This is a genomic window from Saccharothrix espanaensis DSM 44229, from assembly GCF_000328705.1.
Lineage (GTDB): Bacteria > Actinomycetota > Actinomycetes > Mycobacteriales > Pseudonocardiaceae > Actinosynnema > Actinosynnema espanaense.
The window spans coordinates 8,793,684-8,807,824 of record NC_019673.1; the positions used below are offsets into that span (position 1 = coordinate 8,793,684).

At 70.9% G+C, this 14,141-nt stretch carries 17 protein-coding genes, 3 tRNA genes and 1 pseudogene; 6 read left to right on the top strand and 15 right to left on the bottom strand.

Annotated features, from left to right (window positions below):
• Window positions 1–157: 157 nt before the first annotated feature.
• The gene (locus tag BN6_RS42780; RefSeq protein ID WP_015105298.1) at window positions 158–568 is read left to right on the top strand and encodes an MmpS family transport accessory protein; all 411 of its coding nucleotides are present in this window, start codon (window positions 158–160) and stop codon (window positions 566–568) included.
• 219 nt (window positions 569–787) lie between these two features.
• Here the strand turns inward: BN6_RS42780 and BN6_RS38590 are convergent, their stop codons facing one another.
• The 7 genes from BN6_RS38590 to BN6_RS38620 all read right to left on the bottom strand — a co-directional run bounded on the left by BN6_RS38590 (window position 788) and on the right by BN6_RS38620 (window position 5,819).
• Entirely contained in the window at window positions 788–1,207 is a 420-nt protein-coding gene (locus tag BN6_RS38590; protein ID WP_015105299.1) for a MaoC family dehydratase, read from the bottom strand.
• Window positions 1,204–1,653 (bottom strand): MaoC family dehydratase N-terminal domain-containing protein, encoded by a 450-nt coding sequence (locus tag BN6_RS38595; RefSeq protein WP_015105300.1) that lies wholly within the window; start codon window positions 1,651–1,653, stop codon window positions 1,204–1,206. Before BN6_RS38595 ends, BN6_RS38590 begins: the two co-directional genes overlap by 4 nt.
• A gap of 71 nt (window positions 1,654–1,724) precedes the next feature.
• Complete coding sequence (gene rpmG, locus BN6_RS38600; RefSeq protein WP_015105301.1) at window positions 1,725–1,889, bottom strand: 50S ribosomal protein L33; 165 nt, start codon at window positions 1,887–1,889, stop codon at window positions 1,725–1,727.
• A gap of 78 nt (window positions 1,890–1,967) precedes the next feature.
• Window positions 1,968–2,040 (bottom strand) — tRNA-Met (locus tag BN6_RS38605).
• 46 nt (window positions 2,041–2,086) lie between these two features.
• A tRNA-Thr gene (locus tag BN6_RS38610) sits at window positions 2,087–2,162 on the bottom strand.
• A gap of 74 nt (window positions 2,163–2,236) precedes the next feature.
• Window positions 2,237–4,840, bottom strand: a complete 2,604-nt coding sequence (locus BN6_RS38615) for a putative bifunctional diguanylate cyclase/phosphodiesterase (protein WP_015105302.1) — start codon at window positions 4,838–4,840, stop codon at window positions 2,237–2,239.
• A 175-nt stretch (window positions 4,841–5,015) separates the two neighbouring features.
• Complete coding sequence (locus tag BN6_RS38620; protein WP_015105303.1) at window positions 5,016–5,819, bottom strand: PhzF family phenazine biosynthesis protein; 804 nt, start codon at window positions 5,817–5,819, stop codon at window positions 5,016–5,018.
• 21 nt (window positions 5,820–5,840) lie between these two features.
• On the opposite strand from BN6_RS38620, the gene BN6_RS38625 reads away from it, so the two are divergent.
• Both BN6_RS38625 and BN6_RS38630 read left to right on the top strand, forming a co-directional pair.
• Entirely contained in the window at window positions 5,841–6,644 is an 804-nt protein-coding gene (locus BN6_RS38625; RefSeq protein ID WP_051075890.1) for a GNAT family N-acetyltransferase, read from the top strand.
• 252 nt (window positions 6,645–6,896) lie between these two features.
• Window positions 6,897–7,139, top strand: a complete 243-nt coding sequence (locus BN6_RS38630; protein WP_015105305.1) for a hypothetical protein — start codon at window positions 6,897–6,899, stop codon at window positions 7,137–7,139.
• Window positions 7,140–7,637: 498 nt separating this feature from the next.
• Here the strand turns inward: BN6_RS38630 and BN6_RS38635 are convergent.
• A tRNA-Tyr gene (locus BN6_RS38635) sits at window positions 7,638–7,718 on the bottom strand.
• A 123-nt stretch (window positions 7,719–7,841) separates the two neighbouring features.
• On the opposite strand from BN6_RS38635, the gene BN6_RS38640 reads away from it, so the two are divergent.
• Window positions 7,842–8,333, top strand: a complete 492-nt coding sequence (locus BN6_RS38640; protein WP_015105308.1) for a YajQ family cyclic di-GMP-binding protein — start codon at window positions 7,842–7,844, stop codon at window positions 8,331–8,333.
• Window positions 8,330–9,202, top strand: coding sequence for a glucose-1-phosphate thymidylyltransferase RfbA (gene rfbA / locus BN6_RS38645; RefSeq protein WP_015105309.1), 873 nt, complete (start codon window positions 8,330–8,332; stop codon window positions 9,200–9,202). Before BN6_RS38640 ends, rfbA begins: the two co-directional genes overlap by 4 nt.
• A gap of 24 nt (window positions 9,203–9,226) precedes the next feature.
• Here the strand turns inward: rfbA and htpX are convergent, their stop codons facing one another.
• Genes htpX through BN6_RS38665 form a run of 4 tightly spaced genes read right to left on the bottom strand, consistent with a single transcriptional unit; the run spans window position 9,227 to window position 11,559 of the window.
• On the bottom strand, window positions 9,227–10,084 hold the full coding sequence (htpX, locus tag BN6_RS38650; RefSeq protein ID WP_015105310.1) for a zinc metalloprotease HtpX: 858 nt from the start codon (window positions 10,082–10,084) through the stop codon (window positions 9,227–9,229).
• A gap of 20 nt (window positions 10,085–10,104) precedes the next feature.
• Window positions 10,105–10,581: a 4Fe-4S binding protein gene (locus BN6_RS38655; RefSeq protein ID WP_015105311.1), complete on the bottom strand. Its 477-nt coding sequence runs from the start codon at window positions 10,579–10,581 to the stop codon at window positions 10,105–10,107.
• Window positions 10,574–11,143: an NADH-quinone oxidoreductase subunit C gene (locus BN6_RS38660; RefSeq protein ID WP_041315567.1), complete on the bottom strand. Its 570-nt coding sequence runs from the start codon at window positions 11,141–11,143 to the stop codon at window positions 10,574–10,576. Before BN6_RS38660 ends, BN6_RS38655 begins: the two co-directional genes overlap by 8 nt.
• Window positions 11,140–11,559: an NADH-quinone oxidoreductase subunit B gene (locus BN6_RS38665; RefSeq protein ID WP_041315569.1), complete on the bottom strand. Its 420-nt coding sequence runs from the start codon at window positions 11,557–11,559 to the stop codon at window positions 11,140–11,142. The genes BN6_RS38660 and BN6_RS38665 overlap by 4 nt, the downstream gene beginning before the upstream one ends.
• A 242-nt stretch (window positions 11,560–11,801) precedes the next feature.
• Between BN6_RS38665 and BN6_RS38670 the strand changes: the two genes are divergently transcribed.
• A complete protein-coding gene (locus BN6_RS38670; protein WP_015105314.1) occupies window positions 11,802–12,839 on the top strand; it encodes a LysR family transcriptional regulator in 1,038 nt (345 codons plus the stop codon).
• A 123-nt stretch (window positions 12,840–12,962) separates the two neighbouring features.
• Here the strand turns inward: BN6_RS38670 and BN6_RS47185 are convergent, their stop codons facing one another.
• The 3 genes and pseudogenes from BN6_RS47185 to BN6_RS50345 form a co-directional block, all read right to left on the bottom strand.
• On the bottom strand, window positions 12,963–13,106 hold the full coding sequence (locus BN6_RS47185; RefSeq protein WP_158509486.1) for a hypothetical protein: 144 nt from the start codon (window positions 13,104–13,106) through the stop codon (window positions 12,963–12,965).
• A gap of 128 nt (window positions 13,107–13,234) precedes the next feature.
• The gene (locus BN6_RS47190) at window positions 13,235–13,387 is read right to left on the bottom strand and encodes a hypothetical protein (RefSeq protein WP_158509487.1); all 153 of its coding nucleotides are present in this window, start codon (window positions 13,385–13,387) and stop codon (window positions 13,235–13,237) included.
• Window positions 13,388–13,663: 276 nt separating this feature from the next.
• Window positions 13,664–14,043: pseudogene (locus BN6_RS50345) on the bottom strand (GIY-YIG nuclease family protein).
• Between the last annotated feature and the right edge of the window lie 98 nt (window positions 14,044–14,141).

The following is a 14,141-nucleotide window of genomic DNA, read 5'->3' on the forward strand; positions in this document are numbered from 1 at the left end:
CCGCACGGAAGGCCACCCCGGCGATCCCTCCGCACCCGCCGGGGTGGCCTTTTGCACGCACCCAGCATAATCCGTATGGGTGAATCGAGTAACCGTCGGTAGAACTACACCGATGGTCTATTCAGATCAACGGATCTTCGCCCGAGGAGAGCTGCGCATGACGGAGTCCGCCCTACCGGAGCCCCCTGAACGCCCGACCCGCCACTGGCCGGTGATCACCGGATCGGCGGTGCTGGTGCTGGGCGCGCTGGTCCTCGCCCTGTGGGTCGCCAGACCGGAGGAACCGTCCGTGGTGGTCTACGAGGTCTTCGGCGAGGCGAAGAGCGCCACCGTCACGTATTCCACGTTCGACCGGAACGGCAGCACCACCCAGGAGGTGGAGCTGACCTCGTTCCCGTGGTCCCGGGAGCTGCGCGTGGTGCGCGACGACGTGCGCGGCGGCGTGCTCACCGTGACGATCGGCCCGGACGGCGGCTCGGTGGGCTGCAAGGTCGGGGTGGACGGCGTCGAACGCCGCTCGGCCACCGCCACCGGACCGTTCACCAGCGCCCTGTGCGGCGGCTTCTAGCCGCGTTCGGCGGCTCGCGGGCAGGTGGGTCGCCGCCCGGTACCGCAGCACGATCTTGTCGGAGCCGCGGTACCGGGACGGGGTAGGTGTCCCGGCGGGGCGTCCGTGGGCGTCCCGCCGGGGCATCCGTGAGCGTCCCGGCGGAAGCGTTCCGGCGGAGGCCGTTCCAGCCGGGGCGTTCCGGCGGCGGGCCGGGTGGCGCGCCGCCGGTGCGCGGGGCTAGCGCAGGCGGACCCGGGCGGACGCGCCGCCGAGCACGGACTTGCCCTCGAACGAGGCCGTCACGTTGACCTTGAACGTCCCGTCCTCCAGGACCTTGGTCACCTTGCCGGTGACCTCCACGAGCGCGCCCTCGTCGTCGTCGGGCACCGGGACGGGCCGGCCGAAGCGGACGCCGTACTCCACGACCGCGCCGGGGTCGCCCGCCCACTCGGTGACGATCCGGCCGGCCAGGCCCATGGTGAGCATCCCGTGCGCGATGACGCCCGGCAGCCCCACCCCGGTGGCGAACCGCTCGCTCCAGTGGATCGGGTTGAAGTCGCCGGACGCGCCGGCGTAGCGGACCAGGTCGGCCCGGGTGATGCGCAGGGACAGCGGGGGCAGTTCGTCGCCCACGGAGACGTCGGCGGCGCGGATCACGCGTCCTCCCCGCGGACGACGAGCGTGCAGCGGCCGGTGCAGACCGGCTCGCCCTGGTCGGTGCCGACCTCGGCGCGGATGGCGAGCATGTCGTTGCCCATCCGCGAGGTGATGCCGTCCACGTGCAGCTCGACCACGAGCCGGTCGCCGGCGGTGATCGGGCGCACGTGGGTGAAGGTCTGGTCGCCGTGCACCACGCGGGTGTAGTCCAAGCCCAGCTCCGGGTCCTCGACCAGCACGTCGTTGGCCTTCAGCGACACGATGACGGCGAAGGTCGGCGGCGCGATGACGTCCGGGTAGCCGGCCGCGCGGGCGGCCTCCGGGTCGCGGTGCACCGGGCTGGTCTCCCCGACGGCGTCGGCGAACTCGCGGATCTTCTCGCGGCCGACTTCGTAGGGCGGTGACGGCGGGTACACCCGGCCGATGAACGACTGGTCGAGAGGCACCGCAGCAGGTTACGCGACGAGGCCCGCCCCCGGATCGGGGACGGGCCTCGTCGAACGCCTGGCGGGAACCCTCAGCGGGTTTCCTTGTGCGCCCGGTGGGTCTTGCAGTTCGGGCAGAACTTCTTGATCTCCAGGCGGTCCGGGTCGTTGCGCCGGTTCTTCCTGGTGATGTAGTTCCGGTGCTTGCACTCCTCGCACGCGAGGGTGATCTTCGGGCGTACGTCGGTTGCAGCCACGGTCCTTGCCTTTCTAGAGCGCGCGTACCCCGGAGCGTCCAGTGCGGGCTTACCGCCTGGCGGGGATCGATCTACGAGTAGCGGTGGCCGGACTTGAACCGGCGACACAGCGATTATGAGCCGCTTGCTCTACCAACTGAGCTACACCGCTGTACACGACAGCTGGCCGCAGATGCTTGTGCACCGCGGCCAAGTCGTGGAGCCCCTTTACGGAATCGAACCGTAGACCTTCTCCTTACCATGGAGACGCTCTGCCGACTGAGCTAAAGGGGCTTGCTCTTTCGTTCCTTGCGGAGCGAGTAGAACTCTACACAACCTCCCCGCGAGAGTGAAATCCGGGGGGCGGATCAATGCACGAGGGTGAGCACCGTCTCATCCCGCGCACCCCTGACCTGCACGGTCCGCGCCCGCAGCCACGCCTCGAAGCGCTCCTCGGACAGCGGGCGGGAGATCAGGTAGCCCTGCGCCACGTCGCAGCCCATGGCCACGAGCTGGTCGCGGGCGGCGTCGTCCTCGACGCCCTCGGCGACCACGATCAGGCTCAGCGAGTGGCCCAGCTCGACGATCGAGCGCACCACGGCCATGTCGCCGAGGTCGGTGCCCATGCCGAGCACGAACGACTTGTCGATCTTGACCTCGTCGACCGGGAGCTGCCGCAGGTAGGCCAGCGACGAGTAGCCGGTGCCGAAGTCGTCCACGGCCAGCACCACGCCCATGGTGTGCAGCCGGCGCAGCACCGGCAGCGCCCGCTCCGGGTCGGCCATGACGCCGGACTCGGTCAGCTCGAAGGTCAGCAGCTCCGGCGGCACCTCGTGCTTGACCAGCGCGGCGGCCACCCGGTCCGGGAACTCCTCGTCGGCCAGCGTCCGCACCGACAGGTTCACCGCGATGGACATCCGCAGGCCGCGGTCGATCCACCGGCGGACCCGCTCCAGCGCCTTGTCCATCACGAAGTCGGTCAGCACGTCGACCAGGCCGGTGGCCTCGACGGCGGGCACGAACTCGTCCGGGTCGACGCGGCCGAACTCCGGGTGCTTCCAGCGCACCAGCGCCTCCGCGCCGACCACCTGCCGGCTGGGCAGCGCGACCTTGGGCTGGTAGTGCACCGACACCTGGCCGTTCTCCAGCGCCGACCGGAACTGGGTCACGAGCTGGAAGCGGCGCAGGAAGATCTGGCCCATCGACGGCGCGTACGCGCGCAGCGGCTCGGCCTCGCTGGTCGCCCGGACCGCCACGTCCGCGCGCTGGAGCAGCGCGTCCGGGTCCGGGTCCTCGATCTCGCAGTCGGCCGTGGACGCCCAGCCGACGACCGCGCCCGCCTCGACGGTGAGCCGGTCCACCGGGTAGGGCACCGACAGCGCGGCGCGCAGCCGCTCGGCGATCTCCCGGATCCGCTCGGCCTGCCGGTCCAGCAGCAGCGCGGCGAACGCGCCGCCCTCCAGCCGGGCCAGCGGCACCTCCGGACCGAGCTCGTCGCGCAGCCTGCGGCCGGCGGCGACCACCATCCGGTTGCCCCACGCCTGGCCCAGCGCGTCGGACACGGTGGACAGCACGTCCAGGTCGATCCGCACGACGACCGACGTGTCGGCCTGCCGCATCGGCTCGTTGCCGGCCTCCCGGAAGCCCGGCCGGTTGAGCAGGCCGGTCAACGGGTCGTGGTAGGCGTCGTGGCGCAGCCGGGCGAGCAGCCGCCGGTTGTCCACGGCGGTCGACAGGTGGCTGGCCAGCGTGCGCAGCAGTTGCAGGTCGGCCTTGCCGAAGCCGCGCCACCGGCTGAGCCGGTCGTGCACCTCGACCGCGCCGAGCAGCTGGGTCGCGCCGCGCAGCGGCACCACCAGCGCTTCCTGCGCGTCGCGGCGGGCCAGCGCCTCGGACACGTCCTCGCCGGCGTCGACGACGCGGAAGTACCGCACCTGCGAGCCGGGCAGTTGCAGCATGGCGTCCTCGCGCAGTTGGCGCGGGTCGTCGCGGCGCATCCCGGGCGGCAGCGGCTCACCCGCGACCAGCATCCGCATCGGGGCCTGCGGGTCGGTGCGCAGCCGCAGCACCACCCGGTTGGCGTTGAGCTGCTCGCGGATCCGCTCGGCGATCAGCTGCCACTCGTCGTCCTCGGCCTGCCCGTCGCCGTCCTCGGCGGACGCGCCGCGCGGGCCGGTGGCGTGCCGACCGGACCGGGCCACCCGCAGCGAGACCTCGCTGAGCGCCTCCAGGTCGCGCTGCTCGCGCAGCAGGCCGGAGTAGGCCAGGTAGATGGCGGTGATGCCGGCGAACACCAGGGCGATCAGCAGCCCGCCCCACGGGGCCTTGGTCGCGATCTCGTAGCCGGCCAGGCCCGCGGAGGTGTTCAGCAGGGCCACGACCAGGGTCTGGAGCACCAGGCGCAGGCTCGGCGCGACCCGCATGCCCTTGCCCATCAGCCGCAGCGCGGTCAGGCCGAGCACGCTGGCCAGCAGCGGCACGGCGATGGTGCCCAGGAACGCGCCCGCCCAGAACGGCCCGCCGTCGCCGACGAACTCCTTCACCGAGTAGGCGACCGCGAAGGCGACCGAGATCTCCATGAACATCAGGCCGGCGTTGTAGACGGCCCGGTCCAGCACGCGCCTGCCCAGCAGGGTGCCGACGCCCGCGACCACGTGCGCGGCGAGCACCACCTCGAACGGCGCGACGAGCAGCCCGAGCACGAGCGGGATCTCGGTGAACGAGATCGTCCACGCCACCCCGCTGCGGACGTCGACGTTGATGGCGAGCTGTTCGGCGAGCAGGAACCCGACCACGAGCAGCGGCCCGGCCCACAACAGGTCGAACCGGTCGTCGTCCTTCGGCAGCCACGAGCCGACGGCGAACGCGGACAGCGCGCCCGCCGCGAGGAGAAGGACCGCGAACACGCTGAACGCGCGGTTCGTGGACCGGGTCGGCGCGCCCGGCGCCGTGACCGACGCGTGGTCGGACATCCAGCCTCCTCGTCGGCCTGCGTCGCGGACGGCCGGGTAACGGCCTACGAGCTCCTGGCGTGACTGAGGGGTCCCGAACACCGACCGAGACCCCTCCAGGGGTGCCAATGTACCCCGGTTGGGCGACGAAATGGCAGGTCGATGAGCCGATTACCACGAGAAGTAACAGAACGGCTCACACGATCAGCTCTCCTGCCAGCACCGTCACCGCCCGCCCGGCGAGCCGCACCCGATCACCGGTCAAGGTCGCCCGGACCTGCCCGCCGCGCGGCGACGCCTGCTCGGCGAACAGCTCCGCGCGACCGAGCTTCGGAGCCCACCAGGAGGCCAGGGTGCAGTGCGCCGAACCGGTCACCGGATCCTCCGGAACCCCGTAGGACGGGTAGAAACAGCGGCTCACGACGTCCAGCCCGGGTCGGTCGCCGGGCGCGGTGACGATCACGCCGCGGCCGGGCACCTCGCTCAGCGCGGCGAGGTCGGGGGTCAGCGCGCGGACCTGCGCGGCGGAGGCCGCCTGCACCAGGACGTCGGACACGGCCCGTGCCGCGGCGGTGATCGTGACGCCCGGCAGGCCCGCCCGCAGCGGCGGTGTGATCTCAATCGGCTGGGCCGGATCGGCCGGGAAGTCCATCTCCACCCAGCCGTCGCGGGCGGTGCACGTGAGGATGCCGCTGCGGGTGTCGAACCGCCGGTCGCCGCCCAGGACGTGCGCGGCGGCGAGGGTGGCGTGGCCGCACAGGTCCACCTCTTTGAGCGGCGTGAACCAGCGCAACTTCAGCGGGCGGTCGCCTGTGTCGTCGGCGTGGTCGGTCTCGGCGGTGTCGGCGGGGAGGTGCACGAACGCCGTCTCTGCGTGCTTCATCTCCGCCGCGACGGCCTGCATCCACGCGTCCGGCGCGGGTTCTTCGAGCAGCACCACGCCCGCGGGGTTGCCCGCGAACGCCCGGTCGGTGAAGGCGTCGACCACGTGAATACGCACGGGACGAGGTTACTTTCGGGCATGGACTCATTGCTGCCCGCTTTTCCGGCCGAGGGCTCGCCGTACTCGTACGGCGAACTGTCGGCCGATGAGCTGAACGCGACCTGGGGCGCGTTGCGGGCCCACTCCCTGAAGTGGCACCCGGACGTCGACCTGGAAGACCGGTTGCGGCGCTGGGAGCTGACCGGGGCGGGCGATCCGGACACGGCGGCCGTGGTGACCGTGCCCAGCCGGGCCGTCGACGCGGCCGCCGTGCTGGCCCGGCACGGCTTCGCGCCCCTGATGGTGACCGCCGCGCGGCCGGCCGGACGTGGTGACGGGCGGCCGGCGTCCGACGTGGCGGTCCGCCCGGCGACCGCCGCCGACGTGGACTTCGTGGCTGAGGTCAACCTGGAGACGACCCGCTACGACGCCTGGTTCGGGATGGTCACCGAGCGGGCGTCGACCGGCGAGCGGCTGCGCGAGCACGTGGCGCAGCGGATGACGTGGGACGTGCCCGGCGTCCTGGTCGCCGAGCGGGACGGCGAACGGCTGGGTGCCCTGTACTACGACCTGCCGCCGCGCTCGGACTGGATCGCGGGGCTGACGTCGGCGTCACCGGTCGCGTACCTCGGGCTGCTCGGCGTGCCCGAGGCGGCGCGCGGCACCGGCGTGGGCAGCGCGCTCGCCGCCCACGCGCACCGCGAACTGGACGAGGCGGGCGTGGCGCTCACAATGCTGCACCACGCGCTGCCCAACCCGCACTCGACGCCGTTCTGGTACTCGTGCGGCTATCGGCCGCTGTGGACGACCTGGCAGCGCAGGCCCGCGCTAGGCGGCCACTAGCTCCTGCCGCACGTCGAGGTGACTGCCGGAGGTCGGCGCGGGTCCGGGCCGAGAGGTCGACCGGACCCCGGCTGGACCGAACAGCCCAACCGGTCGGCGTGGCGGCGTGATCCGGACGGCCGCGCGGGGGAAGGTGGGTCACGTCGACCCGCGTCGGCCGCGGTGAACCACCCGTTCGGGCGGTACTCAGCGGGTGGGTCGGGGCCTCCTACAGGAACGAGGGGTACCGGAAGGACGGGCGAGGGGGTCGCCATGACCATTGCGAAGGAACTCTCCGGCAGGGCCAAAGCGATGCTGCGGGCCGTGGCCGCGGGCAGGGGCGAGTTGTCCGGCGGGAGGGAACCGGACCTCTACGTCGACGGCCTGCCGTGCTGCGACCAGATGGTCACCCACGACCTGGTGCGCGCCGGGCTGCTGCGCGCGAGACGCGCGGTGGGGCTGGACGAGCGCTCGGACGCGGAGCTCACCGACGCGGGCAGAGCCGCTATCGCGTAACCCTCGAACACACGTTCGATATGGGTTATGCTGTAGTCGTGGGGCCGGCACGCAAGCGAGAGGAAGCGCTTGCGCGTCGGCCCCATCTTTGAGCAGCTCCACTCCCCCGCGAACACCCGCTGCGGCCACCTGACGGCGTACGCACTGATGCTGGGCGGGCGTGGCGCTGCCGGCCTGCGTCCTGAGCCCGAACGTCAACCGACCCGCGCGGCGGAGGGCGGGCCCGTTGACCCCCCGCGTTCGAGGACATCGGCGCAACCGATGCTCCGCGACACGCCCTGGCGTGAGTGCTGAATCACATCCGGTCAATCGGCCCGGCGAAGGTGCCAGTGGGCCAAGACACTGTTTCGGTCGCCCGAGACCGGCTCGCGGAACTACGCCTGCAAGACCGCGCACCCGACGTCGGATCGCATTGATGGGCAGCACCGGTTCCGGTCGGACATACGAGAAGACCCCCGTGACCGGAACTCACTGGTCACGAGGGTCTTCTTGCTCGCGTGGCGGGTAGAGGATTCGAACCTCTGTAGCTTTCGCGACGGATTTACAGTCCGCTCCCATTGGCCGCTCGGGCAACCCGCCCCGCGCCCGGCATCACCGGGTGCGGAGGAGAGAATACATAAGCCCGCACGGGGGTTCGCAACCGGGATACCCCGGTAGGCTCCCGGGCGGTTCCAGACCCACCGACGCGGAGGTACCGGGCACGTGGCAGACCCGTCGTTCGACGTGGTGAGCAAGGTTGACCGGCAGGAGGTCGACAACGCTCTCAACCAGGCCGCCAAGGAGCTGAGCACCCGCTTCGACTTCCGGGGCACCGGCAGCGAGGTGTCCTGGGCGGGCGAGGAGGCGATCACCTTCCAGTCCGGGACGGAGGAGCGCTGCCGCGCGGCGATCGACGTCTTCCAGGAGAAGCTGGTCAAGCGCGGCATCTCGATGAAGGCCTTCGAGATCGGCGACCCGGTCCTGTCCGGCAAGGTGTTCAAGGTCACCGGGACCCTGGTGCAGGGCATCAGCTCGGAGAAGGCCAAGGAGATCGCCAAGAAGGTCCGCGACGAGGCGCCCAAGGGCGTCCAGGCGCAGATCCAGGGCGACCAGCTGCGCATCTCCGGCAAGAAGAAGGACCACCTCCAGGACGTCATCGCCCTGCTGAAGAGCTCCGACTTCGGGATCGCCCTCCAGTTCACCAACTACCGGTGAAGGGCATCATCCTGGCCGGCGGGAGCGGCACGCGGCTGCACCCGATCACCCAGGCGGTGTCCAAGCAGTTACTGCCCGTCTACGACAAGCCGATGATCTACTACCCGCTGTCGGTGCTGATGCTCGCCGGCATCCGGGACGTGCTGCTCATCTCGACGCCGATCGACCTGCCGCTGTTCCGCCGGCTGCTCGGCGACGGCACGCAGTTCGGCCTGCGGATCTCCTACGCCGAGCAGGCCCAGCCCAACGGGCTGGCCGAGGCGTTCGTGATCGGCGCGGACTTCGTCGGCGACGACGACGTGTCGCTCGTCCTGGGCGACAACATCTTCTACGGCCAGGGCTTCTCGAAGGTCCTCCAGCACCACGTGGCGACGCTGGACGGCTGCGTGCTGTTCGGCTACCCGGTGCGCGACCCCGAGCGCTACGGCGTGGGCGAGGTCGACGCGGACGGCAAGCTGGTCTCCATCGAGGAGAAGCCGGCCAAGCCCAAGTCGAACAAGGCGATCACCGGCCTGTACTTCTACGACAACCAGGTCGTGGACATCGCGCGCCACCTCAAGCCGTCGGCGCGCGGCGAGCTGGAGATCACCGACGTGAACCTGGCCTACCTGCGGGAGGGTCGGGCGCAGCTGGTCGACCTGGGTCGCGGGTTCGCGTGGCTGGACACCGGCACGCACGACTCGCTGCTGGAGGCGGGCCAGTTCGTGCAGGTGCTGGAGCACCGCCAGGGCGTGCGGATCGCGTGCCCGGAGGAGATCGCGCTGCGGATGGGCTACATCACCGCGGACGAGTGCTACGCGCTGGGCGAGAAGCTCGCCAAGTCCGGCTACGGCCAGTACCTGATGAACGTGGCCCGCGAGTCCCGCTAGGGACCCCGCCCGCGACCGGGGTGGTCAGGAGCGGGCCAGTTCCTCCAGTCGGCGCACGCGGTCGGCGATCGGCGGGTGGGTGGAGAACAGCCTGGTCAGGTTCTCCCCCGCCCGGAACGGCGACGCGATCATCAGGTGCGACTGGGCCACCACGGCGGGTTCGGGGGCCAGCGGCGCGGCGCGGGTGCCGTGCTCCAGCTTGCGCAGCGCCGACGCCAGCGCGAGCGGGTCGCCGGTGAGCTGCGCGCCGGACGCGTCGGCCTGGTACTCGCGGGACCGGCTGACCGCCATCCGCACGATGCCGGCCGCGATCGGTCCGAGGATCGCGATGAGCAGCAGCGCGATCGGGTTGGGGCGCTCCTCGTCGTCGCCGCCGAAGACGCCCGCGAAGATCGCCAGGTTCGCCAGCATGCTCACCGCACTGGCCAGCGCGCCCGCGACGCAGGAGATGAGGATGTCGCGGTTGTACACGTGCGACAGCTCGTGCCCGAGCACGGCGCGCAGCTCGCGCTCGTCGAGCAGCTCCAGGATCCCGGTGGTGCAGCACACCGCCGCGTTGCGCGGGTTGCGGCCGGTCGCGAAGGCGTTCGGGGCAGCGGTGGGGCTGAGGTGGAGCCGGGGCATGGGCTGCCGGGCCGCCATCGCCAGTTCCCGCACGATCCGGTACATCGCGGGCTGCTCGACCTCGGACACCGGGCGCGCACGCATCGCCCGCAGAGCGAGCTTGTCGGAGTTGAAGTACGCGTACGCGTTCACCCCGAACGCCAGGAGCACGCCGATGATCAGGGCGGTCCGTCCGAAGAACGAGCTGATCCCGATGATCAGCGCGCTCATCGCGCCGAGCAGCAACGCGGTCTTCAAACCGTTGTAGTGCTTGTGCACGTTGCTTCGCCTCCGGTGCCTTACGTACTCCCCCTCAACGCGCCAGGACGCCCCGGGGTTCCGGAACCCCCACGTGCAGGGCGTGCGGTCGTGCTCTCCGGGGCGGGTTCGGCGGCCGGGTCGAGGGCGGGCGGCGGCGGCACGTGGGCCACCCAGGTGCCCAGGACGTCCCGCTCGTGGACGAGTTCGGCGACCGCACCGGCACCGTCGGGCGTGCCGGTGCCGGGGTAGGAGAAGTCCGGGGCCCAGTGCAGGGCGTCGAACGGGCACGCCTCGACGCAGATCCCGCAGTACAGGCACTGGCCGTAGTCGATGGCGAACCGGTCGAGCACGTTGCGCGCGCGGGGCCGGGCCGAGCCGGGCTGCTGCTCGGTCTCGGTGTGCGAGTCGATGTGGATGCACCAGTCGGGGCACTCGCGCGCGCAGATCATGCACACCGTGCAGTTGGCTTCCAGCAGCGCGATCACGCCCCGGGTGCGTGGCGGCAGGTCAGGCATGGTTCTCACCTTCACGTCGGGGGCCCCACGAGGGGTCGGGGACGCCGGGCGGCGCGGTGCGCCGGCGGCTGGGCGCGGACGTGCCGTCCTCGCCGGGTTCGAGCCGGCCGGGCCACGGCCGGACCACGCGGGAGGCCAGCACGAAGTCCTTGCGCAGCGGGTGGCCGGCGAACGAGTCGGGCAGCAGCAGCCGCGGCGCGGGCTCGACCAGGGCGATGCCGAACATCTCGGCGGCCTCCCGCTCGTGCCAGGCCGCGCCCGCCCACAGGCCCGCGACGCTGGGCAGCGGCTCGTCGCCGACCTCGGTGCGCAGCAGCAGGCCCTGGCGGGTGCCGGGGTGGACGACGTGCAGGAGGACCGCGTGGCGCAGGCCGGACGCGCCGGGCCGGCCCGCGTCCTCGACGCCGAGCCAGTCGAACGCGGCGCAGCCGAGCACGTCGTGCGCGTGGCGGGCGGCGGCGAGCCAGTGCTCCACGGCGACGTGCGCGGTGGTCTGGCCGAACGCGGTCTTGGGCTGCGCGTCGGGGACCAGCGCGGCGAATTCGGCGGACGCGGCGGTCACGAGACGAGCCGGTGGAGTGCGGCGAGGCCGTCGAGCAGCGCCTCGGGGCGGGGTGGGCAGCCGGGCACGGCGACGTGCACCGGGAGGACCTGGTCGATGCCCTTGGTCACGCTGTAGGAGTCCCAGTACGGGCCGCCGGTGTTGCTGCACGCGCCGACCGACAGCACGTAACGGGGTTCCGGCATCTCCTGGTACGTGGCGATCACGGCGGGCAACATGACGTCGGTGACCGTGCCGGAGACGACGAGCACGTGGGCCTCGCCCGCGGCGTGCGCCACGTCCACCCCCAGCGCCGCCAGGTCGTGCGGCCGGTCGCCTTCGAGCGCGGCCATGACCTCGACGCCGCAGCAGGCGAGTCCGAGGTCGAGCACGGTGACCCGGTATGTCGTACCCCAGTCGAGCGTGGAAACCGTCACACCGGATGAGGCTAATACGTGGGGGCCCGCCCGGCTCACGCCCGGCGGGCCCCCAACCCCCCAATACTCCCCCTGATTGCTCCCACGCGAACTACCACCTGGTTGCGGCAGAAGTCTCTTACGGATCGCGTATACCTGTCCAGAGAAATCCACCAAGATCTTGGGATAATTTCACGACAAACTGCGGTCAAGTTCAGTACAACTAATCGGTAGATCACTTCGTTCCGACCCGAGAGGCCCCGATGTCCACCTCGGCCCGGCTGCTGCTCCCCGCGGGCAACCAGCTCAGCAGGCTCCTGCACGCCTCGCCACTGCTGCTGGACACGACGTTGGACCAGCTCAGGACGTTGATCGCGGTGCACGAGACGCGCTCGGCCCTGCGCGCCGCGCGGGTGCTCGGCCGCGAGCAGTCGAGCGTGCAGAAGCAGATCGACACGTTGAACCGCAGCTTCAAGTCGCTCTGCGGCGAGCCCCTGGTCGTCAAGCAGGGCCGGGGGAAAGACGTGCTGATCACCCCGACCGGCGAGACGTTGGTGGAATTGGCGAAGGAGACGCTGGGGCACTGGCTGGATTCGATTCACGAGTGCCGGCGCAAGCTCGGCACGACGCTCACCGTGGGCACGACGCGGTTCATGCTGGACTCGCTGGCGAAGGCGTGGCACCACGTCGCGGACGACTTCCGGCGGCGGGACGTGGAGCTCAAGGTCGTGCACATCCGGACCAAGGACATCTGGCACAAGCTGGAGAGCAAGGAGGTCGACATCGTCTGCGGGTCGGTGGTGACCCCGGCCGGCGGCGGGTCGGACTTCGCCGACTTCGACGTCATCGAGTGGCGGCGCGGCGGGTTGGCGCTGCTCACGAACCTGCCCGAGCATCGGTTGGGGGACAGCGTCGGCACCGGGGAGTTGCCGAAGCTGCCGCTCGTCGTGCCGGGTGACGGGCTGATCGCGGAGTTCCTGCGTGGCTGGTTCGGACCGGACTACCAGAACGAACTGGACATCGCGGCCGAGATCGACGAGATCCAGTACGGGATGTCGCTGCTGCGGTCCGGCCTGGTCGAGGGCTGCATGATCGTCACGTCGGGGCTGGGCGTGGTGGCCGCGAACAACGAGCTGCGCGAGGGGTCGGGGCTGCGCGTGGTGGCGCTGAAGAACGACCGCAAGCCGGTGCTGGAGCGGTTGGTCGGGGTGTTCGCGCGCAAGGAGGAGCGGGCCAAGTTCCCGGCCGACCACCCGCTGAACCTGCTGTGGGCGGCGTTCCAGCGCGAGGTCTCCGACTGAAGCGGGTGCTCCCCGAGGATTTCACCCGGATGCCGACCGCGCCCGCCCGTGCCGCCCCGGCCCGAGTCCGCGCCCGCCCGCGCCCACGGGCCCGCCCGCCACGGCGGACGGGCCCCGCGCGGCCTAGTCCTTGCGCTGCCGCTTCGCCTGCCGCACCAGCCACTCCAAGCCGGTGAGCTGCTGGGGAACCTCTGTCTGGTCGCGTTCCACCCGGTCCTCCTCCGGTCGCTGCTGAGGCGACGGCACCCGGTCTTCGAGGTCGTTCATGGCGCGGCTCCCTACCTTGGTCGACAGCGAGTGCCGTCGATCGGAGCACTGTCTGGGGTCGACCCGCCAGCCCGATCAGCCCTATGGGTGAAGGACCGCACGATCCCGTCGTTTCCTGGTAGACGAACTCAGCCGCCTCCACCCCCACCGGACGTCTCGGGCCCAGGCGTGTCGTACTCCGACGCCGGCTTCGTGGACCGCCGGTCCACCACCACGAGCACGAGCAAGCCGACCAGAACAAGACCGGTCGCGCCCACCGACACCACCAGACCGACATCCATGCCACCCATCATGGCCGTCGGCCGGCCGAGCCGGACACCCCCGAATCGACATCCCTCAGGCAGCACGAACACAAAGGCCGGGCAACGCTGCACGGCTGTTCCAAGCTGACCAGCGCGAAACGAGAACGTCCGGATGGTCGGGTTTCAGTCCCGCAGTTCCATCGTGCAGCGTTGCGGCGCTGACCGTTTGCGCAGCTAGAGGCCGGTTTGAGGTGCGCAACCACAGCGCCGTTCCGTCCATGTTCCGTAAGCGCTGTGGCTCGCCTCGGAGTTCAACTAGGCAGTGACAGGAAGGGCTCGCGCCGCTGCTCGGCACTGGGCGCGCAGCGCTGTCAACGCCTGGCGGTGCGGGCTGTGGCCGTTGTGCTCCAGGTTCAACAGCAACGTCTCGTTGGTGATGAGGTGGTGTTCAAGCGTCCAGGCTCGTCCTCGACCACGAACGCCACCTGGGCGTGCGCGTCCATCCACTCACTCAACTTGGCCTCGCCGGCCTTGGTGAAGGTCAGCCGATCGCGGTGGTACCGACCCGACGAAGCTCGATCCCCAACCGCTCGGCCAAGTGGCACCCCAACGTCAAGCCGAACCACGTCCACCAACACCACCCAACCTAACGACCCACACCGACAACCCGACCCAGTGCGAACCACCAGGTCCACGTAGCTGCGCCCATACCTTCAACCTGCGGATTCTCCGCTGATCTTTGCGGTTGCTGGCCATATACCTCCACGCCCTTTCTCACTTGCACGGATACGAC